General features: G+C 54.5%; 25 protein-coding genes and 1 other RNA gene. 15 read left to right on the forward strand and 11 right to left on the reverse strand.

Annotated elements, in window-relative coordinates:
• Positions 1 to 57 precede the first annotated feature (57 nt).
• The 6 genes from purS (at position 58) to ACR0BD_RS15530 (ending at position 8,494) form a co-directional block, all read left to right on the forward strand.
• Positions 58 to 288 carry a phosphoribosylformylglycinamidine synthase subunit PurS gene (purS, locus tag ACR0BD_RS15505; protein WP_480831757.1) on the forward strand — a complete coding sequence of 77 codons (231 nt, stop codon included), beginning with the start codon at positions 58 to 60 and terminating at the stop codon, positions 286 to 288.
• A 4-nt stretch (positions 289 to 292) separates the two neighbouring features.
• Positions 293 to 1,336, forward strand: a complete 1,044-nt coding sequence (locus tag ACR0BD_RS15510; protein WP_480831759.1) for a zinc-dependent alcohol dehydrogenase family protein — start codon at positions 293 to 295, stop codon at positions 1,334 to 1,336.
• 12 nt (positions 1,337 to 1,348) lie between these two features.
• Complete coding sequence (gene purQ, locus ACR0BD_RS15515; RefSeq protein ID WP_480831761.1) at positions 1,349 to 2,017, forward strand: phosphoribosylformylglycinamidine synthase subunit PurQ; 669 nt, start codon at positions 1,349 to 1,351, stop codon at positions 2,015 to 2,017.
• 36 nt (positions 2,018 to 2,053) lie between these two features.
• Positions 2,054 to 3,832, forward strand: coding sequence for a sensor histidine kinase (locus tag ACR0BD_RS15520; RefSeq protein ID WP_480831763.1), 1,779 nt, complete (start codon positions 2,054 to 2,056; stop codon positions 3,830 to 3,832).
• Positions 3,833 to 3,844: 12 nt separating this feature from the next.
• Entirely contained in the window at positions 3,845 to 5,179 is a 1,335-nt protein-coding gene (locus ACR0BD_RS15525; protein ID WP_480693423.1) for a sigma-54-dependent transcriptional regulator, read from the forward strand.
• Positions 5,180 to 5,683: 504 nt separating this feature from the next.
• The gene (locus tag ACR0BD_RS15530) at positions 5,684 to 8,494 is read left to right on the forward strand and encodes an Rne/Rng family ribonuclease (protein ID WP_480831765.1); all 2,811 of its coding nucleotides are present in this window, start codon (positions 5,684 to 5,686) and stop codon (positions 8,492 to 8,494) included.
• A gap of 46 nt (positions 8,495 to 8,540) precedes the next feature.
• On the opposite strand, the gene ACR0BD_RS15535 is transcribed toward ACR0BD_RS15530, so the two are convergent.
• Positions 8,541 to 8,774 (reverse strand): sulfurtransferase TusA family protein, encoded by a 234-nt coding sequence (locus tag ACR0BD_RS15535; protein ID WP_480831767.1) that lies wholly within the window; start codon positions 8,772 to 8,774, stop codon positions 8,541 to 8,543.
• Between the two features lie 105 nt (positions 8,775 to 8,879).
• Between ACR0BD_RS15535 and ACR0BD_RS15540 the strand changes: the two genes are divergently transcribed.
• The 4 genes from ACR0BD_RS15540 (at position 8,880) to ACR0BD_RS15555 (ending at position 13,210) form a co-directional block, all read left to right on the forward strand.
• On the forward strand, positions 8,880 to 9,632 hold the full coding sequence (locus tag ACR0BD_RS15540) for a cytochrome c biogenesis CcdA family protein (protein ID WP_480693428.1): 753 nt from the start codon (positions 8,880 to 8,882) through the stop codon (positions 9,630 to 9,632).
• Between the two features lie 63 nt (positions 9,633 to 9,695).
• Entirely contained in the window at positions 9,696 to 10,910 is a 1,215-nt protein-coding gene (locus ACR0BD_RS15545; RefSeq protein WP_480831769.1) for a hypothetical protein, read from the forward strand.
• Complete coding sequence (locus tag ACR0BD_RS15550) at positions 10,907 to 12,256, forward strand: cytochrome P450 (RefSeq protein ID WP_480831771.1); 1,350 nt, start codon at positions 10,907 to 10,909, stop codon at positions 12,254 to 12,256. Before ACR0BD_RS15545 ends, ACR0BD_RS15550 begins: the two co-directional genes overlap by 4 nt.
• 72 nt (positions 12,257 to 12,328) lie before the next feature.
• Positions 12,329 to 13,210, forward strand: coding sequence for a fructose bisphosphate aldolase (locus tag ACR0BD_RS15555; RefSeq protein WP_480831772.1), 882 nt, complete (start codon positions 12,329 to 12,331; stop codon positions 13,208 to 13,210).
• A 6-nt stretch (positions 13,211 to 13,216) separates the two neighbouring features.
• Here ACR0BD_RS15555 and ACR0BD_RS15560 read toward each other — a convergent pair whose 3' ends face one another.
• The 4 genes from ACR0BD_RS15560 to fumC all read right to left on the reverse strand — a co-directional run bounded on the left by ACR0BD_RS15560 (position 13,217) and on the right by fumC (position 15,666).
• Positions 13,217 to 13,819 (reverse strand): DNA-3-methyladenine glycosylase I, encoded by a 603-nt coding sequence (locus tag ACR0BD_RS15560; RefSeq protein WP_480831774.1) that lies wholly within the window; start codon positions 13,817 to 13,819, stop codon positions 13,217 to 13,219.
• 64 nt (positions 13,820 to 13,883) lie between these two features.
• Positions 13,884 to 14,099 (reverse strand): ribbon-helix-helix domain-containing protein, encoded by a 216-nt coding sequence (locus tag ACR0BD_RS15565; RefSeq protein ID WP_480693437.1) that lies wholly within the window; start codon positions 14,097 to 14,099, stop codon positions 13,884 to 13,886.
• On the reverse strand, positions 14,096 to 14,272 hold the full coding sequence (locus tag ACR0BD_RS15570) for a DUF4169 family protein (protein ID WP_480831776.1): 177 nt from the start codon (positions 14,270 to 14,272) through the stop codon (positions 14,096 to 14,098). Before ACR0BD_RS15570 ends, ACR0BD_RS15565 begins: the two co-directional genes overlap by 4 nt.
• Entirely contained in the window at positions 14,272 to 15,666 is a 1,395-nt protein-coding gene (gene fumC / locus ACR0BD_RS15575; RefSeq protein WP_480831778.1) for a class II fumarate hydratase, read from the reverse strand. Before fumC ends, ACR0BD_RS15570 begins: the two co-directional genes overlap by 1 nt.
• Before the next feature lie 207 nt (positions 15,667 to 15,873).
• On the opposite strand from fumC, the gene ACR0BD_RS15580 reads away from it, so the two are divergent.
• Positions 15,874 to 16,437: a hypothetical protein gene (locus ACR0BD_RS15580; protein WP_480831780.1), complete on the forward strand. Its 564-nt coding sequence runs from the start codon at positions 15,874 to 15,876 to the stop codon at positions 16,435 to 16,437.
• 26 nt (positions 16,438 to 16,463) lie between these two features.
• On the opposite strand, the gene ACR0BD_RS15585 is transcribed toward ACR0BD_RS15580, so the two are convergent.
• The 6 genes from ACR0BD_RS15585 to ACR0BD_RS15610 all read right to left on the reverse strand — a co-directional run bounded on the left by ACR0BD_RS15585 (position 16,464) and on the right by ACR0BD_RS15610 (position 20,454).
• Positions 16,464 to 16,922, reverse strand: coding sequence for an SspB family protein (locus ACR0BD_RS15585; protein WP_480831782.1), 459 nt, complete (start codon positions 16,920 to 16,922; stop codon positions 16,464 to 16,466).
• Positions 16,923 to 16,997: 75 nt separating this feature from the next.
• On the reverse strand, positions 16,998 to 18,251 hold the full coding sequence (gene chrA, locus ACR0BD_RS15590; RefSeq protein WP_480831784.1) for a chromate efflux transporter: 1,254 nt from the start codon (positions 18,249 to 18,251) through the stop codon (positions 16,998 to 17,000).
• A gap of 165 nt (positions 18,252 to 18,416) precedes the next feature.
• Positions 18,417 to 18,848: an ester cyclase gene (locus tag ACR0BD_RS15595; protein ID WP_480831786.1), complete on the reverse strand. Its 432-nt coding sequence runs from the start codon at positions 18,846 to 18,848 to the stop codon at positions 18,417 to 18,419.
• A gap of 91 nt (positions 18,849 to 18,939) precedes the next feature.
• Positions 18,940 to 19,312, reverse strand: a transfer-messenger RNA (tmRNA) gene (ssrA, locus tag ACR0BD_RS15600).
• 37 nt (positions 19,313 to 19,349) lie between these two features.
• Positions 19,350 to 19,712 (reverse strand): DUF4345 family protein, encoded by a 363-nt coding sequence (locus tag ACR0BD_RS15605; RefSeq protein ID WP_480831788.1) that lies wholly within the window; start codon positions 19,710 to 19,712, stop codon positions 19,350 to 19,352.
• 10 nt (positions 19,713 to 19,722) lie between these two features.
• Complete coding sequence (locus ACR0BD_RS15610; protein ID WP_480693448.1) at positions 19,723 to 20,454, reverse strand: FadR/GntR family transcriptional regulator; 732 nt, start codon at positions 20,452 to 20,454, stop codon at positions 19,723 to 19,725.
• An 86-nt stretch (positions 20,455 to 20,540) separates the two neighbouring features.
• Here ACR0BD_RS15610 and ACR0BD_RS15615 point away from each other — a divergent pair, with 86 nt between their 5' ends.
• Genes ACR0BD_RS15615 through ACR0BD_RS15630 form a run of 4 tightly spaced genes read left to right on the forward strand, consistent with a single transcriptional unit; the run spans position 20,541 to position 23,651 of the window.
• On the forward strand, positions 20,541 to 21,332 hold the full coding sequence (locus ACR0BD_RS15615) for a DUF2182 domain-containing protein (RefSeq protein WP_480831790.1): 792 nt from the start codon (positions 20,541 to 20,543) through the stop codon (positions 21,330 to 21,332).
• Positions 21,333 to 21,336: 4 nt separating this feature from the next.
• Positions 21,337 to 22,041 carry a DUF1326 domain-containing protein gene (locus tag ACR0BD_RS15620; protein ID WP_480693452.1) on the forward strand — a complete coding sequence of 235 codons (705 nt, stop codon included), beginning with the start codon at positions 21,337 to 21,339 and terminating at the stop codon, positions 22,039 to 22,041.
• A complete protein-coding gene (locus ACR0BD_RS15625) occupies positions 22,041 to 22,547 on the forward strand; it encodes a DinB family protein (protein ID WP_480831792.1) in 507 nt (168 codons plus the stop codon). Before ACR0BD_RS15620 ends, ACR0BD_RS15625 begins: the two co-directional genes overlap by 1 nt.
• Complete coding sequence (locus ACR0BD_RS15630) at positions 22,548 to 23,651, forward strand: dimethylsulfoniopropionate demethylase (protein ID WP_480831794.1); 1,104 nt, start codon at positions 22,548 to 22,550, stop codon at positions 23,649 to 23,651. It begins immediately after the preceding gene.
• Positions 23,652 to 23,671 lie beyond the last annotated feature (20 nt).

A 23,671-nucleotide genomic window follows, 5' to 3' on the forward strand; every position in this document is an offset into this window, starting at 1 on the left:
ATCCCCCGCGCAACGGAACAGGGCCTGAATTCCAGGCCAATGGTTGGAGTTGCAGGAATGAAAGCACGTGTGCATGTGATGCTCAAGAATGGGGTTCTTGACCCGCAGGGCGAGGCGGTACGCCACGCATTGGGTGCCATGGGCTTTGATCAGGTCGAAGGGGTTCGTCAGGGCAAGGTCATTGATTTGGAACTGTCCGATGGTGCAACCGTAGCTGATATCACCGAGATGTGCGAAAAGCTGTTGGCAAATACCGTGATCGAACGCTACGAGATCGAACTGGTTTAACCTGATGCGGGCAGCGCGTCTGATCACTTACCGTCAGCCTCTTGAGCTGATGGCGGTTCCCGATCCGGAACCGGGCGAAGACGGCGTTGTTGTGCGGGTACTGGCCTGTGGAGTGTGCCGGTCAGACTGGCATGCGTGGTCGGGCTCGGACCCGGATGTTGTTTTGCCGATGACCCCAGGCCACGAGTTCTGCGGCGAAGTCATCGCCGTTGGGGCAAGGGTTGACCGCTGGAGGGTCGGCGACCGGGTGATCGCTCCTTTCATTCTGGCTTGTGGTCATTGTCCTGACTGCGCGCAAGGGCATCAAACGATCTGCTCAAAACAAGTTGTCCCGGGCTTCACCTGTGACGGAGCGTTTGCTGAATACATTGCTGTCGCGCATGCCGATGCGAACCTGACAGTTCTGCCGGAAACCATGGCGCCTGAAATTGCGGCTGCTCTGGGCTGTCGCGTGACGACCGCATGGCAAGCCCTGATCGGCCGCGCGCAGATACAGGGCGGTGAGTGGTTGGCCATCTTTGGCGGGGGTGGTGTAGGGATCTCGACCCTGCTGCTGGGGAAAGCGCTTGGGGCACGGGTGGTTGTGGTCGACATTGTCGACGAAAAGCTAGCCTATGCCAAAAGCCTTGGAGCGGATGCGGTCGTGAACGCCGCGACAATGGATGCACCTGAAGCTGTAAAAGAGATCACGGGCGGCGGCGCCCACGTCGCGATCGAGGCTTTGGGTTTTGAAACGACGACAGTTGCCGCCATGAAGTCCCTGCGCAAGCTGGGCCGTATGGTCCAGATCGGAATGCCAGCCGGGCAGCATACGAACATGTCCTTGCCCATGGACGCACTGTATTCCGGCCAGTTGGCCATTTACGGCACCCGCGGTATGCCAAGCTGGCGTTATCCGTCTTTGTTGTCGCTGATATCCGGGGGCAATGTCGACCTGAGCCCGTTGGTGACACGTAAAATATCACTGAATGAGGTGAGCGAGGAACTCGCCGCCTTTGACCACCCAACGCCGCCCGGCGTCGCCGTGGTAACCGATTTTATCTCGTAGGAGGGTCCGCATATGCGCGCAGCCGTCATCGTTTTCCCCGGTTCAAACTGTGACCGGGACCTTGCAGTGGCCTTCGAACAGGCCGGGTTTCAGGTCGATATGGTCTGGCACAAAGATGCGGCTTTGCCGGATGGGGTCGACATTGTCGGAGTTCCGGGTGGGTTCTCGTATGGCGATTATTTGCGCTGTGGGGCGATCGCTGCTCATTCTCCGATCTGTAAGGCTGTGGTCGAACATACAGAACGCGGCGGCTATGCCGTTGGAATTTGCAACGGCTTCCAAATTCTGACCGAAACCGGAATTTTGCCCGGCGCATTGCTGCGGAACGCGGGGCTGAAGTACATCTGCAAAACTGTAGGCCTGAAGGTTCAGACCAGCGACAGCGCCTTTACCCAAGGGTACAATGCAGGTGACGTGATCGGCGTGCCGATTGCACATCATGATGGAAACTATTTTGCCGATGACGCGACATTGTCCTCACTTCAGGATCAAGACAGGATCGCGTTCACCTATACCGAGAATCCAAATGGCTCTGTCGGGGACATTGCCGGGATATTGTCGGAAAACCGCCGCGTTCTCGGGATGATGCCACATCCAGAACGGGCAGCGGATCATGGCCATGGCGGCACGGATGGGACGGCATTGTTCCGCGCATTGTCAGGCGTTCTTGCGCCGGCGTGACTTGAGGTTACGGAACGGCCCGCGTAGTTTTCGGGGATGAGTTCCGATACCAATTCAGACTGGTCTTTTTTAACAAAACCTTTCCGCGGGGCGCCACTCGGTTGGCGCCTGCGCATAGCGGTTTCGATCCTGCTGATCGCTACCGTCGCGACGATATGGGTGACGAACCGTTTACTGACGGATCGGTTCACTGAATCGACACGTAACAGAGCTGAACTGCGGCTGGCTTTGTATTCCGGGAACCTGCTGAGCGAGCTGCGCAGAAACTCGATCGTTCCGCAATTGCTGTCGCGCGATCCAACGCTGATCTCTGCGCTTCAATCCAGCGATTATACGCTTTCCACACAAAGACTTATATCGTTTGTCGAAGAAATCGGCGCGGCCTCTCTGATGCTGTTGGATGGGGATGGCCGGACCGTTGCTGCAACGGACAGAAACCGTTTAGGCGAAGCGCACCGAAATTCGCCTTATTACGTGGATGCGGTCAGAGCCAATTCAACAATCTTCTCTGTAATCCAGAAAGAGGCGGGTGGTTACAGCTTTGTCTATTCGCGGCGCATGGATGCCGGCTCGGACACTTTGGGTGTTATCGTCGTTGAGGTTGATCTGCAAAAGTTCGAACGCGCCTGGGCCGGTATTTCGGACGCGGTCATGGTTGCAGACAGTACTGGGACGATCATTCTATCGACCGAGCCCAAGTGGCGGGGGCTGGAAGAAACCGCAGCAATGCAACGCCAGCCACCTGAGGGTGCAATTGAGCGCGCAATTCGGGCGACCACCGACTGGACGGCTTTGCCCCCGGATGCGTACCTGAAGGGCGAGGCGGTTATGCGGCTGGAAACGCGTATTCCGTTCCGGGGTTGGAAGATGACATCGTTCACGACGTATTCGTCGATCCGCGAAAAGGTCAACAGCGTCATCGCCTTGGAAATTATGGGCTTTGCGATTCTCTTGGCGCTTGCGTTCTATGCGCTGAGCCGTCGGGCGACGTTCCGCATGGCTTTGTTCCAACGCGAGTCGGCAGAGCTTCGCGCATTGAACGCAAGACTACAGCGGGAAATTGCTGAACGTGAACGGGTCGAGAAAACGCTGGAAGTCGCCGAACAAACGCTTGCTCAGAGCTCGAAACTCGCCGCGTTGGGGGAAATGTCGGCTGCCGTCAGCCATGAGCTGAATCAACCTCTGGCTGCAATGAAAACCTACCTGGCAGGGGCAAGACTTTTGCTGCGCCGGAACCGTCCGGAAGAAGCCTTGGCGAGCTTTGGTCGAATTGATGGCCTGATCGAGAGGATGGGCGCCATCACCCGGCAGCTCAAGTCTTATGCGCGCAAGGGCGCAGATGCGTTTTCCCCTGTAAATCTTGGTGAAGCGCTAGCCTCGGCCCTGTCGATGATGGAACCTCAGCTGCGCCAACGACAGGTCAAGATCACTCAGATATTGCCCGAAGAACCCGTGATCACGATGGGTGATCGGATGCGTATCGAGCAGGTTATGGTGAACCTCTTGCGCAATGCTTTGGACGCCACCAAATCAGTATCAGAGCCAGACGTCGAAATAATTCTGGCTGCCGGTGACAAAGCGGTGTTGACTGTAAGGGATAACGGGCACGGGATCGAAGACATCGAAAACCTGTTTGAGCCGTTTTACACGACCAAGCAGCCTGGCGACGGGGTCGGACTGGGGCTTGCCATCTCGTCCGGGATCGTGAACGACCATGGCGGTCGTCTGACCGCGCGCAACAGCCCGAACGGTGGTGCGGTGTTTGAAGTGCAGCTGCCGATACTGGGAAGTGACGGCCTAGAGGCTGCGGAATAACGAGGAAAGACTATGGCACAGGCCATGAAAATTGCCATTGTGGATGACGAACAGGACATGCGCCAGTCGATCAGCCAATGGCTTGCTCTGTCGGGGTACGACACTGAAACCTTTTCGAGCGCCGAGGATGCGCTCAAGGTTTTGGGGCCCGAGTATCCCGGAATTGTCATTTCTGACATCAAGATGCCGGGGATGGATGGCATTCAATTGCTCAAGAAACTGATGGGTGCTGATAGCACTTTGCCGGTGATCATGATCACCGGGCACGGGGATGTTCCGATGGCGGTGGAAGCCATGCGTGTCGGTGCATTCGATTTTCTTGAAAAACCGTTCAACCCGGATCGCATGTCCGAATTGGCAAAACGCGCCAGTAATGCGCGACGTCTGACGCTGGACAACCGGGCCTTGCGGCGTGAATTGTCCGACGGCACGCAGATCATGAACAAACTGATCGGCGCGAGCCCGGTAATGGAGCGCTTGCGCGAAGATATTCTGGATCTGGGACAAGCCGACGGACACGTGCTGATTGACGGTGAAACCGGAACAGGCAAGACGCTGGTGGCTCATGCGCTGCATGCGGTCGGAAGCCGGGCAGGTAAGAAATTCGTTCTGGTGTCCTGTGCGGCGCTGGAGGAAGAGGCACTTTCCAAGCGTCTGTTCGGCCCGATGATGCCGGAAGATGCGCAACTACCTGCGATAGAGGAAGCGCGGGGCGGAACGCTGGTTCTGGAAGATATCGAGGCCTTGAGTGATACCCTGCAGGCACGGCTGTTGAGCGTGATGAATGATCAGGGGACACCCGCTGAAACAAGGATCATTGCGATCTCGAATTTGCAAGAAGCGGGCAAAACCAGTGAGGATGTTTTACGCCCGGACTTGTTTTATCGCCTTGCTGCGTTGCGGATTACGATGCCTCCGTTGCGTCAGCGTGGGGAGGATATCCTAACTTTGTTCACTCGCCTCAGCGAACAATTCGCCGAGGAATATGGGTGTGACGCCCCTCAGGTCAGTGCGCAAGAGGCGGCACAGTTACTTCAAGCACCGTGGCCTGGTAATGTGCGGCAGTTGATCAATATTGCCGAGCGGGCAGTGCTGCAGTCGCGGCGTGGGTCCGGGACGATAGCGTCGTTGCTGATGTCAGACCATGAAGAAATGCAGCCCGTTATGACGACTGAAGGCAAGCCGCTTAAGGAATATGTCGAAGCGTTTGAACGCATGTTGATCGATAACACGATGCGGCGGCACAAGGGCTCGATTGCTTCGGTCATGGATGAGCTGTGCCTGCCGCGGCGTACGCTGAACGAGAAAATGGCTAAGTACGGACTTCAGCGCTCGGATTATCTGTAGAGGAGGGGGCCAGCCCCCTCTTGAGCCTTTGGCTCAATTCACCCCCGGGATATTTTGGGCCAGATGAAGGATCCCGACTGCGTTCGTGCGGCGGTATGCAGTTTGCCCATTGTCTTTTCCACAGGACTGCTTTTATTGTGTCCGAACGGGCTGGGCTTTTTTGCGCCCACAAGTCCCGATCTTTGAGTTTCGCTGCGACGCCGCGGGTGGTGACAAAAGTCCCACGCTGGCCAAGCAGACCGATTGTGCCCCGAATAGGGGCAGTTGAACGCCTGAACCCGCGGATGCGGGTGAAAGGAATAAATGGGCAGGCAGCTTTAAAAATGCCTGTCGGAGAAGAACCGCGATGACGCGCGCGCAACGATTGAGTTTGAGGGCAGGGGGCCAAAGCGCCAGACCCTGCCGCGCGCCGTCCGAAATCGCCCATACAAGACACCATCCCAAAAGCGCCTGTCCTCCAGGATGGGTAAGGACAACGCGTTTGGCGCGGTGCACCAAGGAAACATGGCTAAGAAAATGCTTATCGATGCCACCCACGCGGAGGAAACCCGCGTTGTGGTGGTTGACGGAAACAAGGTCGAGGAATTCGATTTTGAGTCTGAAAACAAACGCCAGCTTGCTGGCAACATCTATCTAGCAAAGGTTACTCGGGTCGAGCCGTCCTTGCAGGCGGCCTTTGTTGACTATGGCGGAAACCGTCATGGTTTTCTGGCGTTTTCAGAAATTCATCCGGACTATTACCAAATCCCAGTTGCTGACCGTGAAGCGCTTATGGAAGAAGAGCGGGCTTATGCCGAGGCGATGAAAGCTCGGGATGAGGCGGAAGAAGCCAAGCCAAAGAAACGCCGTTCACGCTCGCGGACCAAGGCGGCGGATGTGAAAACGGACGATGTCGTTGAAACGATGGAGGTTTCGCAAGAACCCTCCGGGATGGAAACTATCGACCTGGATGACAGCGATGAAGCGGCAGACCTGTCGGTCCCCGAAGGCACATCGCCCGTGGATCTGGTTGCCGAGACACCGGTAGAGGAACCTGAGGACGACGTCGCCGCTGATGAAGCTGCCGACGTTTCGTCGAGTGATGAAATTGTGGGCGACGACGCGGAGCAGTCATCTGCTGTCGAAGACGAAGCGGGCAGTGATACCGAAGTCGAAGCTCCGGTTGCTGAGGACGTTGAGCCGCAGGTCGAAGTGGCCGCCGTCGAGGACACTTCCGAAAGCGATGAAGCAGCTGGAGAAGAAACTTCGGCAGATGAGGCGGCGACCGACGAGGTTGAAGCCAAAACTGGGACCGAAACCGACGAGGAAGCCGAAGAACGCGCAGATGCTGCCGCAAAGGACGATTCGATTGAATCTGTCGCTGACGAGGATGACAGCGAGGACATTCGCCCTCCGCGCAAACCCCGTCCGCGCCGGTATAAGATACAAGAGGTCATAAAGGTTCGGCAGGTTCTTCTGGTTCAGGTTGTGAAGGAAGAGCGTGGGAACAAAGGTGCCGCTCTGACCACCTATCTGTCGCTGGCGGGACGTTATTGCGTTCTGATGCCGAATACCGCGCGTGGTGGTGGCATCAGCCGCAAGATCACCAACGCCCCGGATCGGAAAAAGCTAAAGGAAATCGCCGCCGATATAGATGTGCCAACCGGCGCAGGTCTGATCATTCGAACGGCCGGGGCCAAACGCACCAAGTCCGAGATCAAGCGAGACTACGAATATCTGCAGCGGATGTGGGAACAGATCCGCGAACTAACACTGAAGTCTATCGCACCTGCGAAGATCTACGAGGAAGGTGACCTGATCAAGCGGTCGATCCGTGATCTTTATAACCGCGATATCGACGAGGTTCTGGTTGAAGGCGAGGCGGGCTATCGCATCGCCAAAGACTTCATGAAAATGATCATGCCGTCGCACGCGAAGAACGTGAAACGGTACGAAGATTCTTTGCCTCTTTTCGCGCGCTATCAGGTCGAAAGCTATCTTGCCGGTATGTTCAACCCAACCGTCCAGCTCAAGTCTGGTGGGTATATCGTGATCGGCGTGACCGAAGCACTGGTCGCAATCGACGTGAACTCAGGTCGGGCAACCAAGGAAGGCTCGATCGAGGATACGGCGTTAAAGACCAACCTCGAGGCTGCCGAGGAAGTTGCGCGGCAATTGCGGCTGCGCGATTTGGCCGGTTTGATCGTCATCGACTTTATCGACATGGACGAGCGCAAAAATAACTCGGCCGTTGAAAAGCGTCTGAAGGAAAAGCTGAAAACCGACCGGGCACGAATTCAGGTCGGGCGGATTTCGGGCTTTGGTCTGCTTGAAATGAGCCGACAGCGCTTGCGCCCGGGAATGCTTGAGGCGACGACCCAGCCTTGCCCGTCGTGCCATGGCACTGGTCTGATCCGTTCTGACGACAACATGGCGCTGAGTATACTGCGTCAGATCGAAGAAGAAGGGACGCGCCGTCGGTCGCGTGAGGTATTGATCCGCTGCCCCGTCAGCATTGCCAATTTCCTTATGAACCAGAAGCGTGAACATATCGCTCAGATTGAAGGTCGGTATGGTTTGTCGGTTCGGATCGAGGGTGACGTGCATCTGGTCAGCCCGGACTTCTCCATGGAGAAGTTCAAGACAGCCAGCAGGATTGTTCCTGAAGCAAGTGCACCGGTCGTATCGGTCGACGCCTCTCTGATGGATTTGGTGGATGCCGATGAAGAGGAAAAAGTCGAAGACGACGCCCCTCAGGCTGAAGAGGAAAGCAAGCCCAAACGTAAGCGTCGGCGTCGGCGTCGTAAGAAAAGCAATGGCAACGGTGACGCAACAGAGGTGAACGCCGACGAAACCGAAACGTCGGAAGAGGCGGCTGTTGAAGAGACACCCGCAGAAGCCGATGTGCAGGAGGCAGCCGAAGAAGAGGTTGCCACCAAGCCAAAGCGTCGACGCGCTCCGCGCCGTAAGAAAAAAGAAGAAAAGGCGGATGATGTAGAAGCTGCATCCACCGAAGATTCGACCGGTGAAGACCAGCCTTCGGACGAAGATGCAGCATCGCAGCCTGAAACCGAAGCGGCCGAAGTTCCTGCCGAAGAAGAGGTTGCCGCTAAGGCGGACGCAGGCGACGAAGTGACGTCTGATACTTCGGATGCGGTGGAGGAAACGCAAGAAGAAGAGGCCGCGCCCGTTGCCGAGGACGCAGCCGAACCAGAACCAGAGCCCGCTGTGGAAGAAGCCGTTGCCGAGCCTGTGGCTGAGGAACCTGTTCTCGAGGTCGTTGCAGAAGAACCAGCCAAGCCGAAAAGACGAGGTTGGTGGTCATTGGGACAGTAAACACAAAGGCGGGCCATTCGGTCCGCCTTTTTTAAACTGCCAGTGCTTATCCGGTCTTTTGAATCGTATAGATCTGGTGACCGTTCTCTTCTTCTTGAGAGATGAGGCGATGCCCGCTTTCAGTACAAAAATGTGGGACATCGACCACTGCGGCAGGATCGTCTGCGAGTAGGCGCAACAATGCACCTTCGGGCATCGATTTAAGACGTTTACGCGCTTTTAACACGGGTAGGGGACAAAGAAGCCCTAATGCATCAAGTGTTTCGGATGGATTTGACATAAGGACCAGATATTTCCACTTTGGGTTGGTGTCCAGCGTGCAACCACGAGGATGTGACTGAATGGCCCCGTGACGCGGCCCGCTTCATAACATATGTGCTGAAACATGTTCGGAATAGATATCATAGACGCAGGCCTGCTACCTGCCATGTTCATCGCAATGCTCGGAGGGCTGATCAGCTTTCTGTCACCCTGCGTTCTGCCCATCGTTCCGCCCTATCTGGCGTATATGAGCGGTGTATCGATTAACGAGATGCAGGATCAGGCTCAAGCGCGCCGCAAGGCGACGCTCACCGCGTTGTTCTTTGTGCTTGGGTTGTCCACGGTTTTCCTTTTGCTGGGCTTCACCGCTTCGGCCTTTGGGGCGTTTGTTCTGCAGAATCAGGTTTTGTTCGCAAAACTGTCCGGCGCAGTGGTCATCGTGTTCGGTCTGCATTTTCTGAACGTCTTCCGCATCCCGTTTCTGGACCGCGAAGCACGCATTGAAACTGGTGATTCCGGTGGATCTGTGTTCGGTGCGTATATTCTGGGGCTGGCTTTCGCATTTGGTTGGACACCATGTATCGGCCCGCAACTGGGTGCGATCCTTTCGTTGGCAGCGTCTGAAGCCTCGGTAGCCAGAGGAACGTTGCTTCTGGGCGTTTACGCTGCAGGTTTGGGTATTCCATTCCTGCTGGCGGCGATGTTCCTGAACCGTTCAATGAAGTTCATGAACAAGATCAAGCCTCACATGGCCACGATTGAGAAAGTGATGGGCGGGCTTTTGCTGTTCGTTGGAATCATGCTGATCACTGGCCTCTTTACTGAGTTTAGCTTTTGGCTGTTGGAGACCTTCCCGGCACTGGCAAATTTTGGCTAACGCGCTGATCTGACTTACCTTGCCGATAACGCTGCGCTAACCTGCGCAGCAGAAGGTAAGTGAATGAGCAGCCAGAACAATCCAACCAAGGTACGAAGGCGCCGGGTGTTTTACATACCCGGTTATGACCCGATCCATCCGCGTCGGTACCGTGAATTATATCGCACCGAAAGCGCAGTGCAGGCGTCGACATCTGGGTACAGTATTTCGGTCTCTGCCAAAACTGGCGATGGTCCTTACGGTTGGCGCGTGCAATCCACACAGGACAACACCGAGGTTCACACCGATATCGACGTTCTCGTCTGGTCTGATCTTGTACGAGACAGCATGGCGGTGTCGATCCCACGCACTTATGTTCAGCTGTTTCGGACTGCGTGGATCTATATCTCTAGTGGCGCATTGGCGCGATTGATGCGCTTGCGCAAAGGGCCTGTCATAGCCGCATTATACCCGGTCGGAATGCTGTTGGCACAGCTGGCTCTTTCCTTGGGTTTGGTGTGGTTTGTCACAGCGCTGCTGCAACCCTATTTGGCCCTAGCGGCGATTGTCCCAGGCTTTCTGGCGGCCTACGCGTTGCTTTATTGGTTTCGCAGAATCGACAACCGGTTGTTCGCTTACTACCTGATGCAAGACTATGCGTATTCAGCTGCTCAAAACGGAGAGATGTCAGTTGAGTTGCGCGAAAGACTGTCCGAGTTCAGCGCTTTGATAGCAGATGCGCTAAGCGAAGAAATCGACGAAGTTTTGGTTGTAGGGCACAGCTCAGGCGCTCATCTTGGAGTAAGGGTCTTAGCTGATGTGCTGCGTGCCACGCCGCCGACTAAGGCCACCCCCGCGTTGTCTTTTTTGTCGCTGGGTCAGGTGACACCTATGGTTTCTTTTTTGCCCAAGGCGCATGCGCTTCGGAACGACCTGCAATACCTATCCGAGCATGACAATATTACCTGGGTCGATGTATCCGCGCCGGGCGACGGATGTGCCTTTGCCCTGTGTGACCCGGTCGCGGTCAGCGGTGTCGCGACCGAGCGTAAGAAATGGCCATTGGTCTTGTCGGCTGCTTTTACCCAAACCTTGTCCGCCGAACGCTGGAAAGAGCTGCGCTGGCGTTTTTTCCGGATACATTTTCAGTATCTTTGCGCATTCGATCGGGTCGGGTCATACGATTATTTTCGAATTACCGCCGGACCTGAAACACTCGGACACCGCTTCTACGGTCGCGCGCCTTCGAAATCACGTATCGATAAGGCCGTATCCAAATACCGGTCGATTGCGCCGTGACGCCGCCGAAACCACCTGTACGCCCGGATAAAGTCTCGCTTTGGCGGTACCTGAAGCTGTTTCGAAGGGACATCCTGTCTGCGCAACCTCAACGATTGTATCGGGCGTGGATGGCAGAGTTTCGGACGCCGTTCTTCCGGTCGTTTCTGATCAACGAACCCAAACTCATTGAAGAGGTGCTGAGGAAAAACCCAAATCGGTTCCCGAAATCCAACCGCATCAGCGAAGGGTTGCGGCCATTGCTGGGGGAGTCCGTGTTTTTGACCAACGGTGCGACCTGGGAAAGGCAACGCAGAATTATTGATCCTGCTTTCGAAGGCGGGCGATTGAAAGACACATTCCCCGCGATGCAAAGCGCGGCCGAGGCGATGGTGAACAGGCTACGCGCACTGACGGGGACCGAGGTCGAGTGCGAAGAACTAACCAGCCATGCTGCGGCCGACGTTATTTTTCGCACGTTGTTTTCGGTTCCGATTGATCATGACGTTGCCACACAGGTGTTTCACCGGTTTCGTACGTACCAGCGAGAACAGCCGTTGCTCAATATCGCGGCGTTTATTCCATTGCCTCAATGCTTACCGCGCTTGCACTCGCGGCGCACACGCAAGAATGCCAAAGAAATCCGCGCATTGATCAAAACCCTTACCGAGGAGCGTGCTGAATTGATCGCCAGTGGTAATGCTCCGGATGATCTGGCAACCAAGATCATGACAACTCCGGACCCCGAAACCGGGCGCTGCTTTGATACGGATGAGATGATCGATCAAGTCGCCATCTTCTTTTTGGCCGGCCATGAAACCAGTGCTTCGGCGCTGGCTTGGACGTTGTACCTGATGGCGCAATACCCTGAATGGCAGGAAAAAATTGCCGAGGAAGCGGTACAAGTGTCTGGTGCCCCGGCGACGGGTGTGTCGCAACTTAAGCTCAGCCGTGATGTTTTTCGAGAAGCGTTACGTCTCTACCCACCAGTTCCGATGATGGTACGAGAGGCGACGTGCCCAGAGCGATTCAGAGATCGCGCCGTTCCCAAAGGTGCCCAGATCGTCATCAGCCCGTGGCACCTGCACCGGCATGAACGGATGTGGGATCAGCCGGATGCGTTCGACCCCGAAAGGTGGGGCACAAAAAACGGGAAGAAATGCCAAAGAGAGGCTTATATCCCATTTTCAGCCGGTGCACGGGTATGCCCCGGTGCCGGATTTGCCATGGTGGAGGGGCCTTTGATCTTATCCACTTTGCTTCGAAACTTTAGGTTTGAGCGCGTGGCCGGCAAAACGCCGTCGCCTGTCGCGCATCTAACCGTTCGTTCTGAGGATGGAATTTGGTTGCGATTGGTTGAGCGCTAACAAACTACCATCCAAATGCGCGTTGCTGTATGCGGTTGAAAACAGCGGAATCATTTCGAACGGGAATATAAGATGTCCAAATCAGAACAGCGCGAACAAATGTCCAATGGTGCAGGTTTCATCGCCGCTTTGGATCAAAGTGGTGGTTCGACGCCAAAGGCGCTGGCGCTTTACGGGGTAGAGGCATCCGAATACGGCTCGGACGAAGAGATGTTCGGCGAAATTCAAAAAATGCGGGCCCGTATTATCCTCGGCGACGGGTTTACCAAGAACAAGGTTATCGGCGCTATCCTGTTCGAACGTACGCTGGGTGAAGAGATTGATGGCCGGAAAGTTGCCGATTTTCTTTGGTCCGTGAAGGGAATCGTTCCGTTTCTCAAAATAGACAAGGGCTTGGAAGACGAGGCGAACGGCGTTCAGTTGATGAAGCCGATCCCAGGCTTGGCTGAAACGCTCGCTAAAGCTGAAGGTGTGTTTGGCACCAAAGAACGCTCGGTCATTCACGAAGCAAATGCCGACGGGATCGCCGCTGTGGTGGCCCAGCAGTTTGATGTTGCGCGTGAGGTCGTTGCTGCAGGAATGGTTCCCATCATTGAGCCTGAAGTAGACATCAATTCATCCACTAAGGCCGAGGCTGAAGATATCCTGAAGGCAGAAATTCTGAAGAACCTCGACCAACTGGATGATGATCAGGATGTCATGCTAAAGCTGACCATCCCGTCCAAGGCCAACCTGTATGACGAAGTGGCGGATCACCCGCGTGTGGTTCGTGTCGTTGCTCTGTCGGGTGGTTATTCAACACAACAGGCTTGTGAGTTGTTGGATCAGAACGAAAAAATGATCGCGTCCTTCTCGCGTGCCTTGACCGAAGGTTTGTCGAAACAACAGTCAGACGCAGAATTCAACGCTGCGTTGGCTGGTAACATCGATAAGATTTACAGCGCCTCCGTCTAACAGAACTCACTGTGGTTTTTGGAAATCGCGGCGCATCTGCGCCGCTTTTTCGCGCATAACACATCCCAAGGCGTGGTCGTTGATCAGACCCATTGCCTGCATAAAGGCAAAAATGGTTGTGGGACCTACGAATTTCCATCCCCGTTTTTTCAAATCCTTCGACATCGCAATGGATTCGGCCGAGGTTGATACAGATTGCGGGGCAGGTGGGGTCTCGCTTTCGTATCGCCAGACATAGGATGCAAGCGATCCTTCCTGGGCTATCAATTCCTGCGCGCGGCGTGCGTTATTGATCACCGCTTCGATTTTTCCACGGTGTCGTACGATCCCTACATCTTGCAACAAGCGTTCAATGTCGTGTTCATCAAATTGCGCAACGGCGTCGATGTTAAAGCCCTCAAAGGCTTTGCGAAAGTTTTCGCGCTTTGACAGGATCGTGCGCCAACTGAGACCAGACTGAAAGCTTTCTAAGCACAGTTTTTCGAACAAACGCTGATCGTCTGCAACCGGATAGCCCCATTCGTTGTCGTGATAGGCAAAGAATTCCGGTGCGGCCTGGCACCAGGAACAGCGCGGTTTACCGTCTGGTCCAAGCACTGTTTGACTCATGATTGTACCCTTTTCGTTCCCATACAGCCTACGTAGAGCTGAACCGAACGCGCAACTGTCGAATTCACGAACGATACCAATTCAAAACAAAAACGCGTATCGCGGAAGCAAGGCCAATATCGGGTCCGCGCTCAACATCAATTTGTGCAGCTAGCACGTTGATTGGTATATCTTTGTGCTTTGCAATATCCCGAAACGCCTGCCAGAATTCATCTTCTAATGACACAGATGTTCGGTGACCTTTCAGAGTCAGCGAACGCTTAACCGGCCGACCACTCATTCGTCTAACTCGTGGTTATCGAGGTCTTTGCGCTGTCTGTCCTGCTGCTTTCTGACCGCGTCTTTTTCCACCTTGCTGCGTCCAAAAGAGATCGCATTTTCGTCGGCGCGGGCTTTTTTCTGAGCCCGCGCTTTTTCCTTTCGGTACCGGTTTAGGTTAACCGGCTTACCCATTAATCTTTGGGCCCAATCATCTGTTCGGGTCGTACGACGGCGTCAAACGTTTCTTCGTCCACAAATCCCAGCGCGATGGCTTCTTCTTTCAATGTGGTGCCGTTTTTATGAGCCGTTTTTGCAACCGTCGTCGCGTTGTCGTAACCGATTGTCGGAGCAAGCGCAGTGACCAGCATGAGCGACTCTTTCATCAGCTTTTCAATCCGCGGCTCGTTTGCCTGAATGCCCAGCAACATCCGTTCGGTAAAGCTGTCTGCAGCGTCGCCCAGCAGTTGAATGGACTGAAGAAGGTTATAGGACATCATTGGGTTGTAGACGTTCAGCTCAAAATGCCCCTGGCTGCCAGCAAATTTAATTGCTGCGTCATTGCCCATGACATGAGCGGCAACCTGCGTCAGCGCTTCGGCCTGGGTTGGGTTCACCTTGCCTGGCATAATCGAGGATCCCGGTTCATTTTCCGGGAGGATCAACTCTCCCAAACCGGAGCGAGGACCCGATCCTAACAGGCGGATATCGTTAGCGATTTTGTAACAGCTACCTGCAATGGTTGCCAAAGCTCCGGACAAAAACACCATTGCATCATGAGCAGCCAGCGCTTCGAATTTGTTTGGCGCGGTGACGAAGGGCAGACCCGTAATCTCTGCCATATTCGCTGCAACGGCTTCACCCCAACCATTTTGGGTGTTTAGACCTGTGCCGACAGCCGTGCCGCCCTGAGCCAATTCATAAATTCCCGGCATCGCTGCTTTGACGCGCGCGATACCTTGACGAATTTGGTGTGCATACCCCCCAAATTCCTGTCCCAATGTCAGTGGCGTGGCGTCTTGCGTGTGGGTCCGGCCGATCTTGATAATGTCTTTGAACTCATCGGATTTTTGCTCCAGACCAGTGGCCAGTTTTTCCAAACCTGGCAGCAACACGTCGCGTATGCTCATCGCTGTGGCGATATGCATTGCGGTCGGGAAGGTGTCGTTCGACGATTGCCCCATATTGCAGTGATCATTGGGGTGCACCGGGTCTTTTGAACCAATTACGCCACCCAAAATCTCAATAGCCCGGTTCGCGATCACTTCGTTCGAGTTCATGTTGGATTGAGTTCCGGACCCGGTCTGCCACACGACCAGAGGGAAGTTATCATCGAACTTGCCCTCAAACACTTCGCCAGCGGCCTGAATAACGGCGTCTGCGATCCTGGCATCCAATTTACCCGTCGCCTTGTTTTCCATTGCGCAGGCTTTCTTGATGACACCAAGCGCGCGAACGATCGCCACAGGCTGTTTTTCCCAACCAATGGGAAAATTCATGATCGAACGCTGAGTTTGGGCCCCCCAGTATTTATCAGAAGGAACCTCGAGCGGGCCAAAGCTGTCGGATTCGGTGCGGGTCTGAGACATCGGTCACTCCGTCTTGTATACAGTCGCATGCCGTTTACCTGCAGCAACGCCGCCATGCAATCGGCCAGTTGCGCGCACCTTAAACTTAAGCCTCTGAAAGGTATAGATCGGCAATCGCGACATTTTTCTTTTGCTTAATCACCTCGGCCCCATTGTGTGCGACCGCAGGTGAGCTACAATATCCATAAAGAGATTGTGGAGGGTACTGTGCTGCTATTTCAACGGAGACACGCCCTGAAACTAAGCACTTTGTTTTTAGGTGTATTGCTGAGCTTCGCGCTATTCAGCCCATCAGCGCGCGCAAGTGTAATTGAACCCTTTGTCGGGGACTACGTGGGCTCTGCAAATGTGGTGGATACCGACGGAAGCGAAATGCCCCGGGACATGAGTGTTTCGATCCATCCTACCAAGGACGGTTTTAACGTCAGTTGGAAAACAACCACGTACAAAGAGGACGGACGGGTCAAAGAACAGTCGTTTTCGATAGACTTTCGGCAATCAGAACGATCTGACGTATACTCTGCTGCGATGAAACGGAACGTGTTCGGGCATGAAGTACCCTTGGATCCGATGCTTGGTGAACCTTTTGTCTGGGGGCGGATAGAGGGTGATACGCTGACCGTGTTTTCGTTATTCATAGACGACCGGGGGGGCTATGAGCTCCAGCAATTCGACCGAACCCTAGCCGAAGGAGGGTTGAACCTGTCGTTCTCGCGTTTTCGCAATGGAGTGAAATCGCGATCCGTGGACACGTTTCTTAAGCGCGAATAAGCGTTTAGCCCGACCACGAAGGCAGATTATTTCCGGAAACTGTCCAGCGACACGACATCCGCATCATGTTGGTCGTCCTGAACTTCTACCTCAATCGGCTCTTCTTCAAGCTCGAGCTCTTCGGTTTCATCCTCTGGGCTTTCGAAACGAAGTCCAAATTCTACAGACGGGTCCACGAATGTCTTGATAGCTGTATAGGGGATATAAAGTGGCTCTGGCGCGTCGCCGAAATTCAGCGTTATGGCAAAACCGGTTTCACCGACTTCAAGATTTTCGAACCAATGCTGCATCACGATCGTCATTTCGTCGGGGTATCTTTCACGTAGCCAATCGGCCAATTCGACCCCGTCTTGCCGTGTGTCAAAGGTAATAAAAAAATGATGCGCGCCCGGCAGGCCGTTTTTCGAAACGCTTGTCAGAACCGTCTTAATAAGCCCACGCATCGCCGTGTGCATCAGGTTCCCGTAATCAATGTCCTGCGACATGTGTCATCCTCAAAATTGGTGCCTCCAGCATAAGGGATTTCGCTGGAAACGAAAGTCCGAGAGTACTGGGATTGTTCATAGAACGTGAAAACCGATCCCCGCCGCAGCCATAACAGCCAGCGTCAGCGCCATGCCAAATTTGAACTTAAATATCAACACCCAAGCGATCACAGTTAGGCAAACTGCGCTCAGGTTTAAATTTGACAAGCTGGGCCAAGGGTAAGTGAACATCCACCATGTTTTTTCCGAAACTCGATGAAAGATCACGTTCAAGCCAAACCACACAGACAAATTGAGAATCACGCCAACGACGGCGGCTGTAATTCCGTTCAATGCGGCAGCCAGGCTAGGGCGTTTTCCTAACTGATCCAAATGCGGAGCGGCTATGAAAATCCACAGAAAACAGGGCACGAAAGTTGCCCAAAGCGCCACAAGACCAGCGGCAACGGCCAACCACGGGCCTCCGCTCAATTGTCCCGCCAACATGGCGACGAACTGGGTCACCAAAATCAACGGCCCGGGCGTCGTCTCGGCTAGGCCTAACGCGTCAATCATCTGTGCTGTGCTGACCCATTGATATTTGTCCACGACAGTTTGGGTCATGTAGGCCAGTACGGCGTATGCCCCTCCAAAAGTAACCACCGCAAGGCGCGCAAAGAACCAACCAATATCTGCAAGCAATTTGTGACCCGAGATACTCAGCACAACCAGAGGAACTAACCAAAGTGTCAGACACAGCACGCCAGTTCGAAACTGGTCACGCGGCTTTGTGGTCGTGGGGGGAATAGCTGGGGAGTTTGCTGCGCTGAAACGGTAAGCACCCCATATGCCGGCAACCAAAATGATAAAAGGGAACGGAAGGTTAAGGGCAAAGATTGACAGAAAGCTCAAGCCCGCTAATGCGTAGTGCTCAGCACTCGTCATGGCTTTGCGCGCAAGGTTATTCAACGCCTGTAAGACGATGACAATGACCGTGGCTTTGACGCCCAAAAAACCGGCTTGGACAAGGGGCAGGGTGCCGAAAGCGGCGTAAAGCCCAACCAGTACAGCGATGACGACCGCGCCTGGAATAACGAAAAGCCCGCCCGCGATCAGCCCCCCTTGAATACCGCGCAAACGCCAACCTGCGTATGTGGCCAGTTGCATGGCTTCGGGACCTGGCAGCAACATGCACAAGGACAAGGCTCTTAGAAACGTCTGTTCGTCCAACCAGTCACGTTTTTCCACCAGTTCTTGCTGCATCAGGGAAATCTGTGCTGCCGGCCCTCCGAAGGATAACAGGCCTATACGACCGAAGACCCTCATCAATTCCGAAGCAGTAGGCGCCATGGCTTAGGATCCATCAATCAGTTTGCAGGTTCTTCCCCTTCGTTTTGACCTGTATGCGTCAGAGGGCAAGCAAGAACGATGGTTTTCCCACAAAAAGCCTGGATTTGCTTCCCTACACCAAGTTAATCAGGCTGATGTTAAGCTGGCTGAATGACCCGCAAGTTGTCACGCCCAATCCAGCCTTTGACCTGTCATGCAAATGGGCAAAGTGTCTTGCGGGAACTGACCGAGTTGTTCGAACAGAGAAATGAAGTCGAACTGGTTATACGCTTCGACCACGCGGCCATTTTTGATGCGCCCGATGATGCTGCCGGTTGCCTGAAGTGGGGCCCCGTTGTCGGCACGAGTGGTGCTGAGATGGATAATAGCGGAAACCCAATCGCCATCTTCAATTACTTTCGGCAAGTTCACTTCAATGTCACCAAGGATGTGTCGGAAAGCCATAACTAAATCACGAAACTCGTCAGCTCCAACCTGCATTTCGGGGATTAGCCCTTCGGTCATTACTTCGGGTGCAAAATACCTGTCGATGGCATCCGTATCGCCTTTTTCCCAAACTTCGGAATACCATTCCCTGAGCACTTCCGCGTGTGACATCTCGGCCCTCCTGACTTTTACGGAAAGCATGCGCAATAGGAGTGAACAAACTCTGAACAAGCGCGAAAATTGCCGAACATGACTGAAGGGAAATGCAGGTTTCTGTTGCCAGGTACCTGCGAACCCCGCCTTACGCGGCTAGGCGTAAGGGCTTAAGTTTCGGTCTTGTTACTGCTTACGCAGCAACTGCAACCGGAGCACGATTGTCGTTTGCAATTGTACTATTTTCGCCGGTAACGGTGGCAGACAGCCGAGACAAAGCTAACCCCTTTAGACGTTCGTCGATCCTGTTTCGGCCCCCCGATACTGAAAGCGATCCCCAAACGAAGGATACGTCCAGCAGATTTATGGTGGAGCCGCCGGGTACCGCCCCCGGGTCCGATCCGCTTATTACGAGCGCGTTTATGTCCATAGTCCCGAAGGACATAACTTATATAGGGTAGCCAATGATGGGATGCAATTCCGGAATTGATTTGATGAATATCATTCGATTTCAGAAATTTAGCTGGTTCTACTAAAGTTTGCCAGTATCAGCCAAAGCGCAAGAACCAATTCGATTCCGCCAAAAGTCGCCGCTTTGACCAGAGGCGGGTTGTCCAGAACAACCGAGACAAACCGCCCAAGCGCTGCGCCTGCGTACACAACGCCTAGCATTGTATATGCCATAGGCGCGTTGAGCCAAATGACAGCGATGCCAGTAACCACAAAAAGGCCGCCGACAGATGCCCTCATCTCGCTTAGGCCCATGTTGCTGTTTGTTGGCGCCAAATCCAACGAGGCCGCCGTCCAGGCAGGTGCGAGAAAACCAAATAGTCCAAATGCGATCGTAAGAAGGGCAGCAATGATGTTTAATGTCGAAACCATCTGATCCTCGTCAGGTCGCCTTACGGCGCTTCTCAGCCACATCTATAGCTAGTTTTCTGGTGTACTTTTCAAGCTTTACCAGCGTTTCATCAACCAAGGCAGCGTCGCCGGTTTCTAGGGCATCGGCAATTTGAGTGTGCAGCGCGATGATCTCTTCGCGAGAGCGGGCTGTAAAGGTGATCATGTTCATCAGCGGCTGCATCGCCTCAACAGCACCGGCCAGTTGATAGGACAGAACAGGATTTCCCGCGCCGTCCACCAACGCACGGTGGAATGCAACGTCGGACGCGCAGAACGCCTCATCCGTCAGTCCGGGCTGCGCTTGACGAAAGATCTCAGCTCTCATGGTGGCCAGTTGGTCAGCCGTACGCCTTTTTGCGGATAGGGGCGCGCAGGCCCGTTCCAGCGCATAGCGCGCCTCGCATGCTGTATCGAAGCTGACAGCATTCATCGACAGCAACAGCGTAGACGTGGTGATTTGTTGGGAATACGCGTCTTCAAAATTCAAGCGGTTCACGAAAGCCCCACCGGTCGCGCCCCGTTGCGTCCGGATCAGGGATTGAGCGGCAAGCCTCTTTAACGCCTCTCGCACAGTAGGACGGGACACCTGAAACTGATCGGCAAGTTCAGATTCCGACGGAAGACGTTCATCGACAATCAATCTGCCCGAGATAATCGCGTCGCGAATGGCTTGCGCGATCTGCGCCGAAAGATCAGCGGGTTTTTGCGGGTCAATTTTCATATTCCTGGAACCGTAGGTACGTTTTTATTTGTCTGACATTTAAAAGTCTGACATTTGAAAAGCAAGAACTGAGTCGGGAGGAGCAAATGAGTCGCGCTGTTTTACGCAGTGGCTTGTGGCTGGGGTTTTACGCCCTGATCCTTTGGGCGTGGTGGGTCATGTTCACCATGAGCCGCAACATGGACCTGGATTGGATCGGCAGACCTGGTCCCATGGGGCAAGCCATGGCTGCGATGGACCCCCGTATGGACATGTACATGCCGATGGCAGAGTTCGGCCCATTGTTCTGGATGTGGGCGATAATGATGGCAGCTATGATGCTGCCCACGCTTGTTCCGACCTTGCGCAGCTATGACGACCTCATCCGTAGCGCAAATGGAACGCGGGCAGGGTGGCTGGGCGTTCTGTCGGGTTACTTCATTGTCTGGGTCGGGTTCGCCGCGTTGATCACCGGTGTTCAGCTTGTTCTGCTATTTGGTGGCGTGGTGGACATGCTGGGTGTTGCCAAGTCCGGATTTGTAGCCGGAGGTCTGATGATCGCCGTTGGCGCATTTCAATTCACCCGCGCGAAAGAGGTTTGCCACGGCGTCTGTCATGCCCCGATGAACTACTTTCTGGGTCATTGGAAGACCGGGTTTATCGGCGGTGTGAAAATGGGACTGAGGCTGGGCGCATTTTGCGTAGGCTGCTGCTGGGGCTTTATGGTTCTGGGCTTTGTTGGCGGTGTTATGAGCCTTCTGTGGATGGGCCTTGCCACGCTGTTTATGGTTCTCGAAAAACTTCCCCAAATCGGTCATGCGCTCACGCGACCGCTGGGTTTTGCACTTATCGCAGGTGGTCTTGTCCTGCTCATCTATCCCTTTGCTTACGGAGGATAACTTCATGGCTAAAAACAGAAAACCAGAGGCGGACCGCTTGCCGATCAGCCAACGTATCGACAGCCGTATGCCAAACCCCAAAAGGCGCGAGATGAGCCCGACAGAATGGGCGATCAAGGGTGAGTTGATCCTGAACTGTTCCTGCGACGTGTTCTGTCCCTGCGTTGTGTCATTGGGTGCGCACCCTCCGACCGAAGGGCATTGCCATGCTTGGATGGGCGTTATCGTTGATGAGGGCCACTTTGAAGGCGAAGACCTGTCTGGTCTGAACGTTGGTCTATTGGTGGATATTCCGGGGCGTATGGGCGAAGGTCAGTGGAAAGTTGCCGCCTATGTCGACGAACGTGCCAGCGGCAAAGCCTATAACGGTCTTTTGCAGATTTTCAGTGGTCAGGCAGGCGGTACAACTGGCCTGTTCACCATGCTGGTCAGCGAGATCATCGGTGCCGAGCGGGCACCGGTTCAGATCGAACGCGATGGCAATAAGCGCCGCATCATGATCGGACGTAAAATTCAGGGTGAAATCGAGATGCTCAGCGGTAAAGATGCCGATCACCCCGTTATGGTAACCAACTCAAAATACTGGATGGGGCCCGACATCATCGTTGCGCGCGGTACAAAATCCAAGGTGCGCGACTATGGCCGGGTTTGGGACTTTGGCGGCAAATCAGCCGAGATTTGCCCGATTGACTGGCACGGACCCAAGTAATGATAACCGCGGCCTATGCACAAGAAATGGCGCGCTATAATCGCTGGCAGAACAGTCAGTTGAAAGGTTTTCTTTCGGCACTTTCGCCCGAGGAGCTAACTTGCGAGCGAGGCGCATTTTTTGGCTCGATCCTTGGTACGGCGAACCATCTTTTGTGGGGCGATTGGATCTGGATATCCCGGTTTGACAAAGGTGAGGCGCCAGTGGGCGGAATACCCGAAAGCAAGACACTTTGCGCTGAACTAAGCGAATGGTTGCCGCTGCGCGATACGATCGACAGCCGTATTGAACACTGGGTGAGTACATTGAATGACGGCGAACTTTCAGGCTCATTCACATGGTTCTCGGCTGCAAAACAAGACGATGTAACAAAGCCTTATGCGCAATGCGTAATGCACTTTTTCAACCACCAGACACATCATCGCGGTCAGCTTCATCAGATGTTGACCGAAACAGGATCGGCGGCCCCGGTCAGTGATCTGGTTTTTCTGCCGCAGGAGGTCTGAGTGGCACAGGTATCGTTTTCGCGCCGGTTACGTCGAACACCGTTTTCCGAGGGTGTGCAAGCCGCGGGGGTTAAGGCCTTTACGGTGTACAACCGTATGTTGCTGCCGACGGTCTTCGAGTCGGTTGAGGCCGACTACCGCCATCTCAAGTCCCATGTTCAGGTTTGGGACGTCGCGTGCGAGCGGCAGGTTGAACTGCGCGGTCCGGATGCAGCACGTCTTATGCAGATGCTGACACCCCGCGATCTGCGTGGCATGTTGCCGGGGCAGTGTTACTACGTTCCGATTGTGGACGAAACCGGTGGGATGTTGAACGATCCAGTCGCGGTTAAACTGTCCGAGGATCGCTGGTGGATTTCTATTGCCGACAGTGACTTACTGCTTTGGGTTAAAGGCATCGCCAATGGCTATAGGCTGGACGTTCTGGTGGATGAACCCGATGTGTCACCACTTGCCGTCCAAGGCCCGAAGGCGGACGAGCTAATGTCGCGAGTATTCGGCGAAAGAGTTCGGGATATCCGCTTCTTCAAATTCGATATGTTCGAGTTCGAGGGCCGGGATCTTGCAGTCGCCCGATCGGGGTACTCAAAGCAAGGTGGGTTTGAAATCTACGTAGAAGGATCCGACATTGGGATGCCGCTTTGGAACGCCTTATTCAAAGCCGGCGAAGACCTGAACGTACGCGCGGGTTGTCCAAACCTGATCGAACGGATCGAAGGCGGTTTATTGTCTTATGGCAATGACATGACAGACGACAATACTCCACATGAATGCGGATTGGGTAAGTTTTGCAACACCCATACAGCGATTGGCTGCATCGGTCGGGACGCATTGCTGCGTGTCGCAAAGGAAGGGCCGGTCCAACAAATTCGACCGATCGCCATAGATGGTGACGCGGTTCCGCCCTGTGACCGGCCTTGGCCGGTATTTGCTGGCGGTAAGCGGGTGGGGCATGTGACTTCGGCCGCGTGGTCGCCGGATTTCGAAACCAACGTTTCGATCGGAATGCTGCGCCTCAGTCATTGGGACGCAGGTACGCGGGTCGAAGTGGAAACTCCTGACGGGATGCGAAACGCGATTGTGCGAGAAAAATTCTGGATCTGATCACCTCCGCTTTGAGCTGT

The organism is Ruegeria sp. G5, assembly GCF_056533365.1.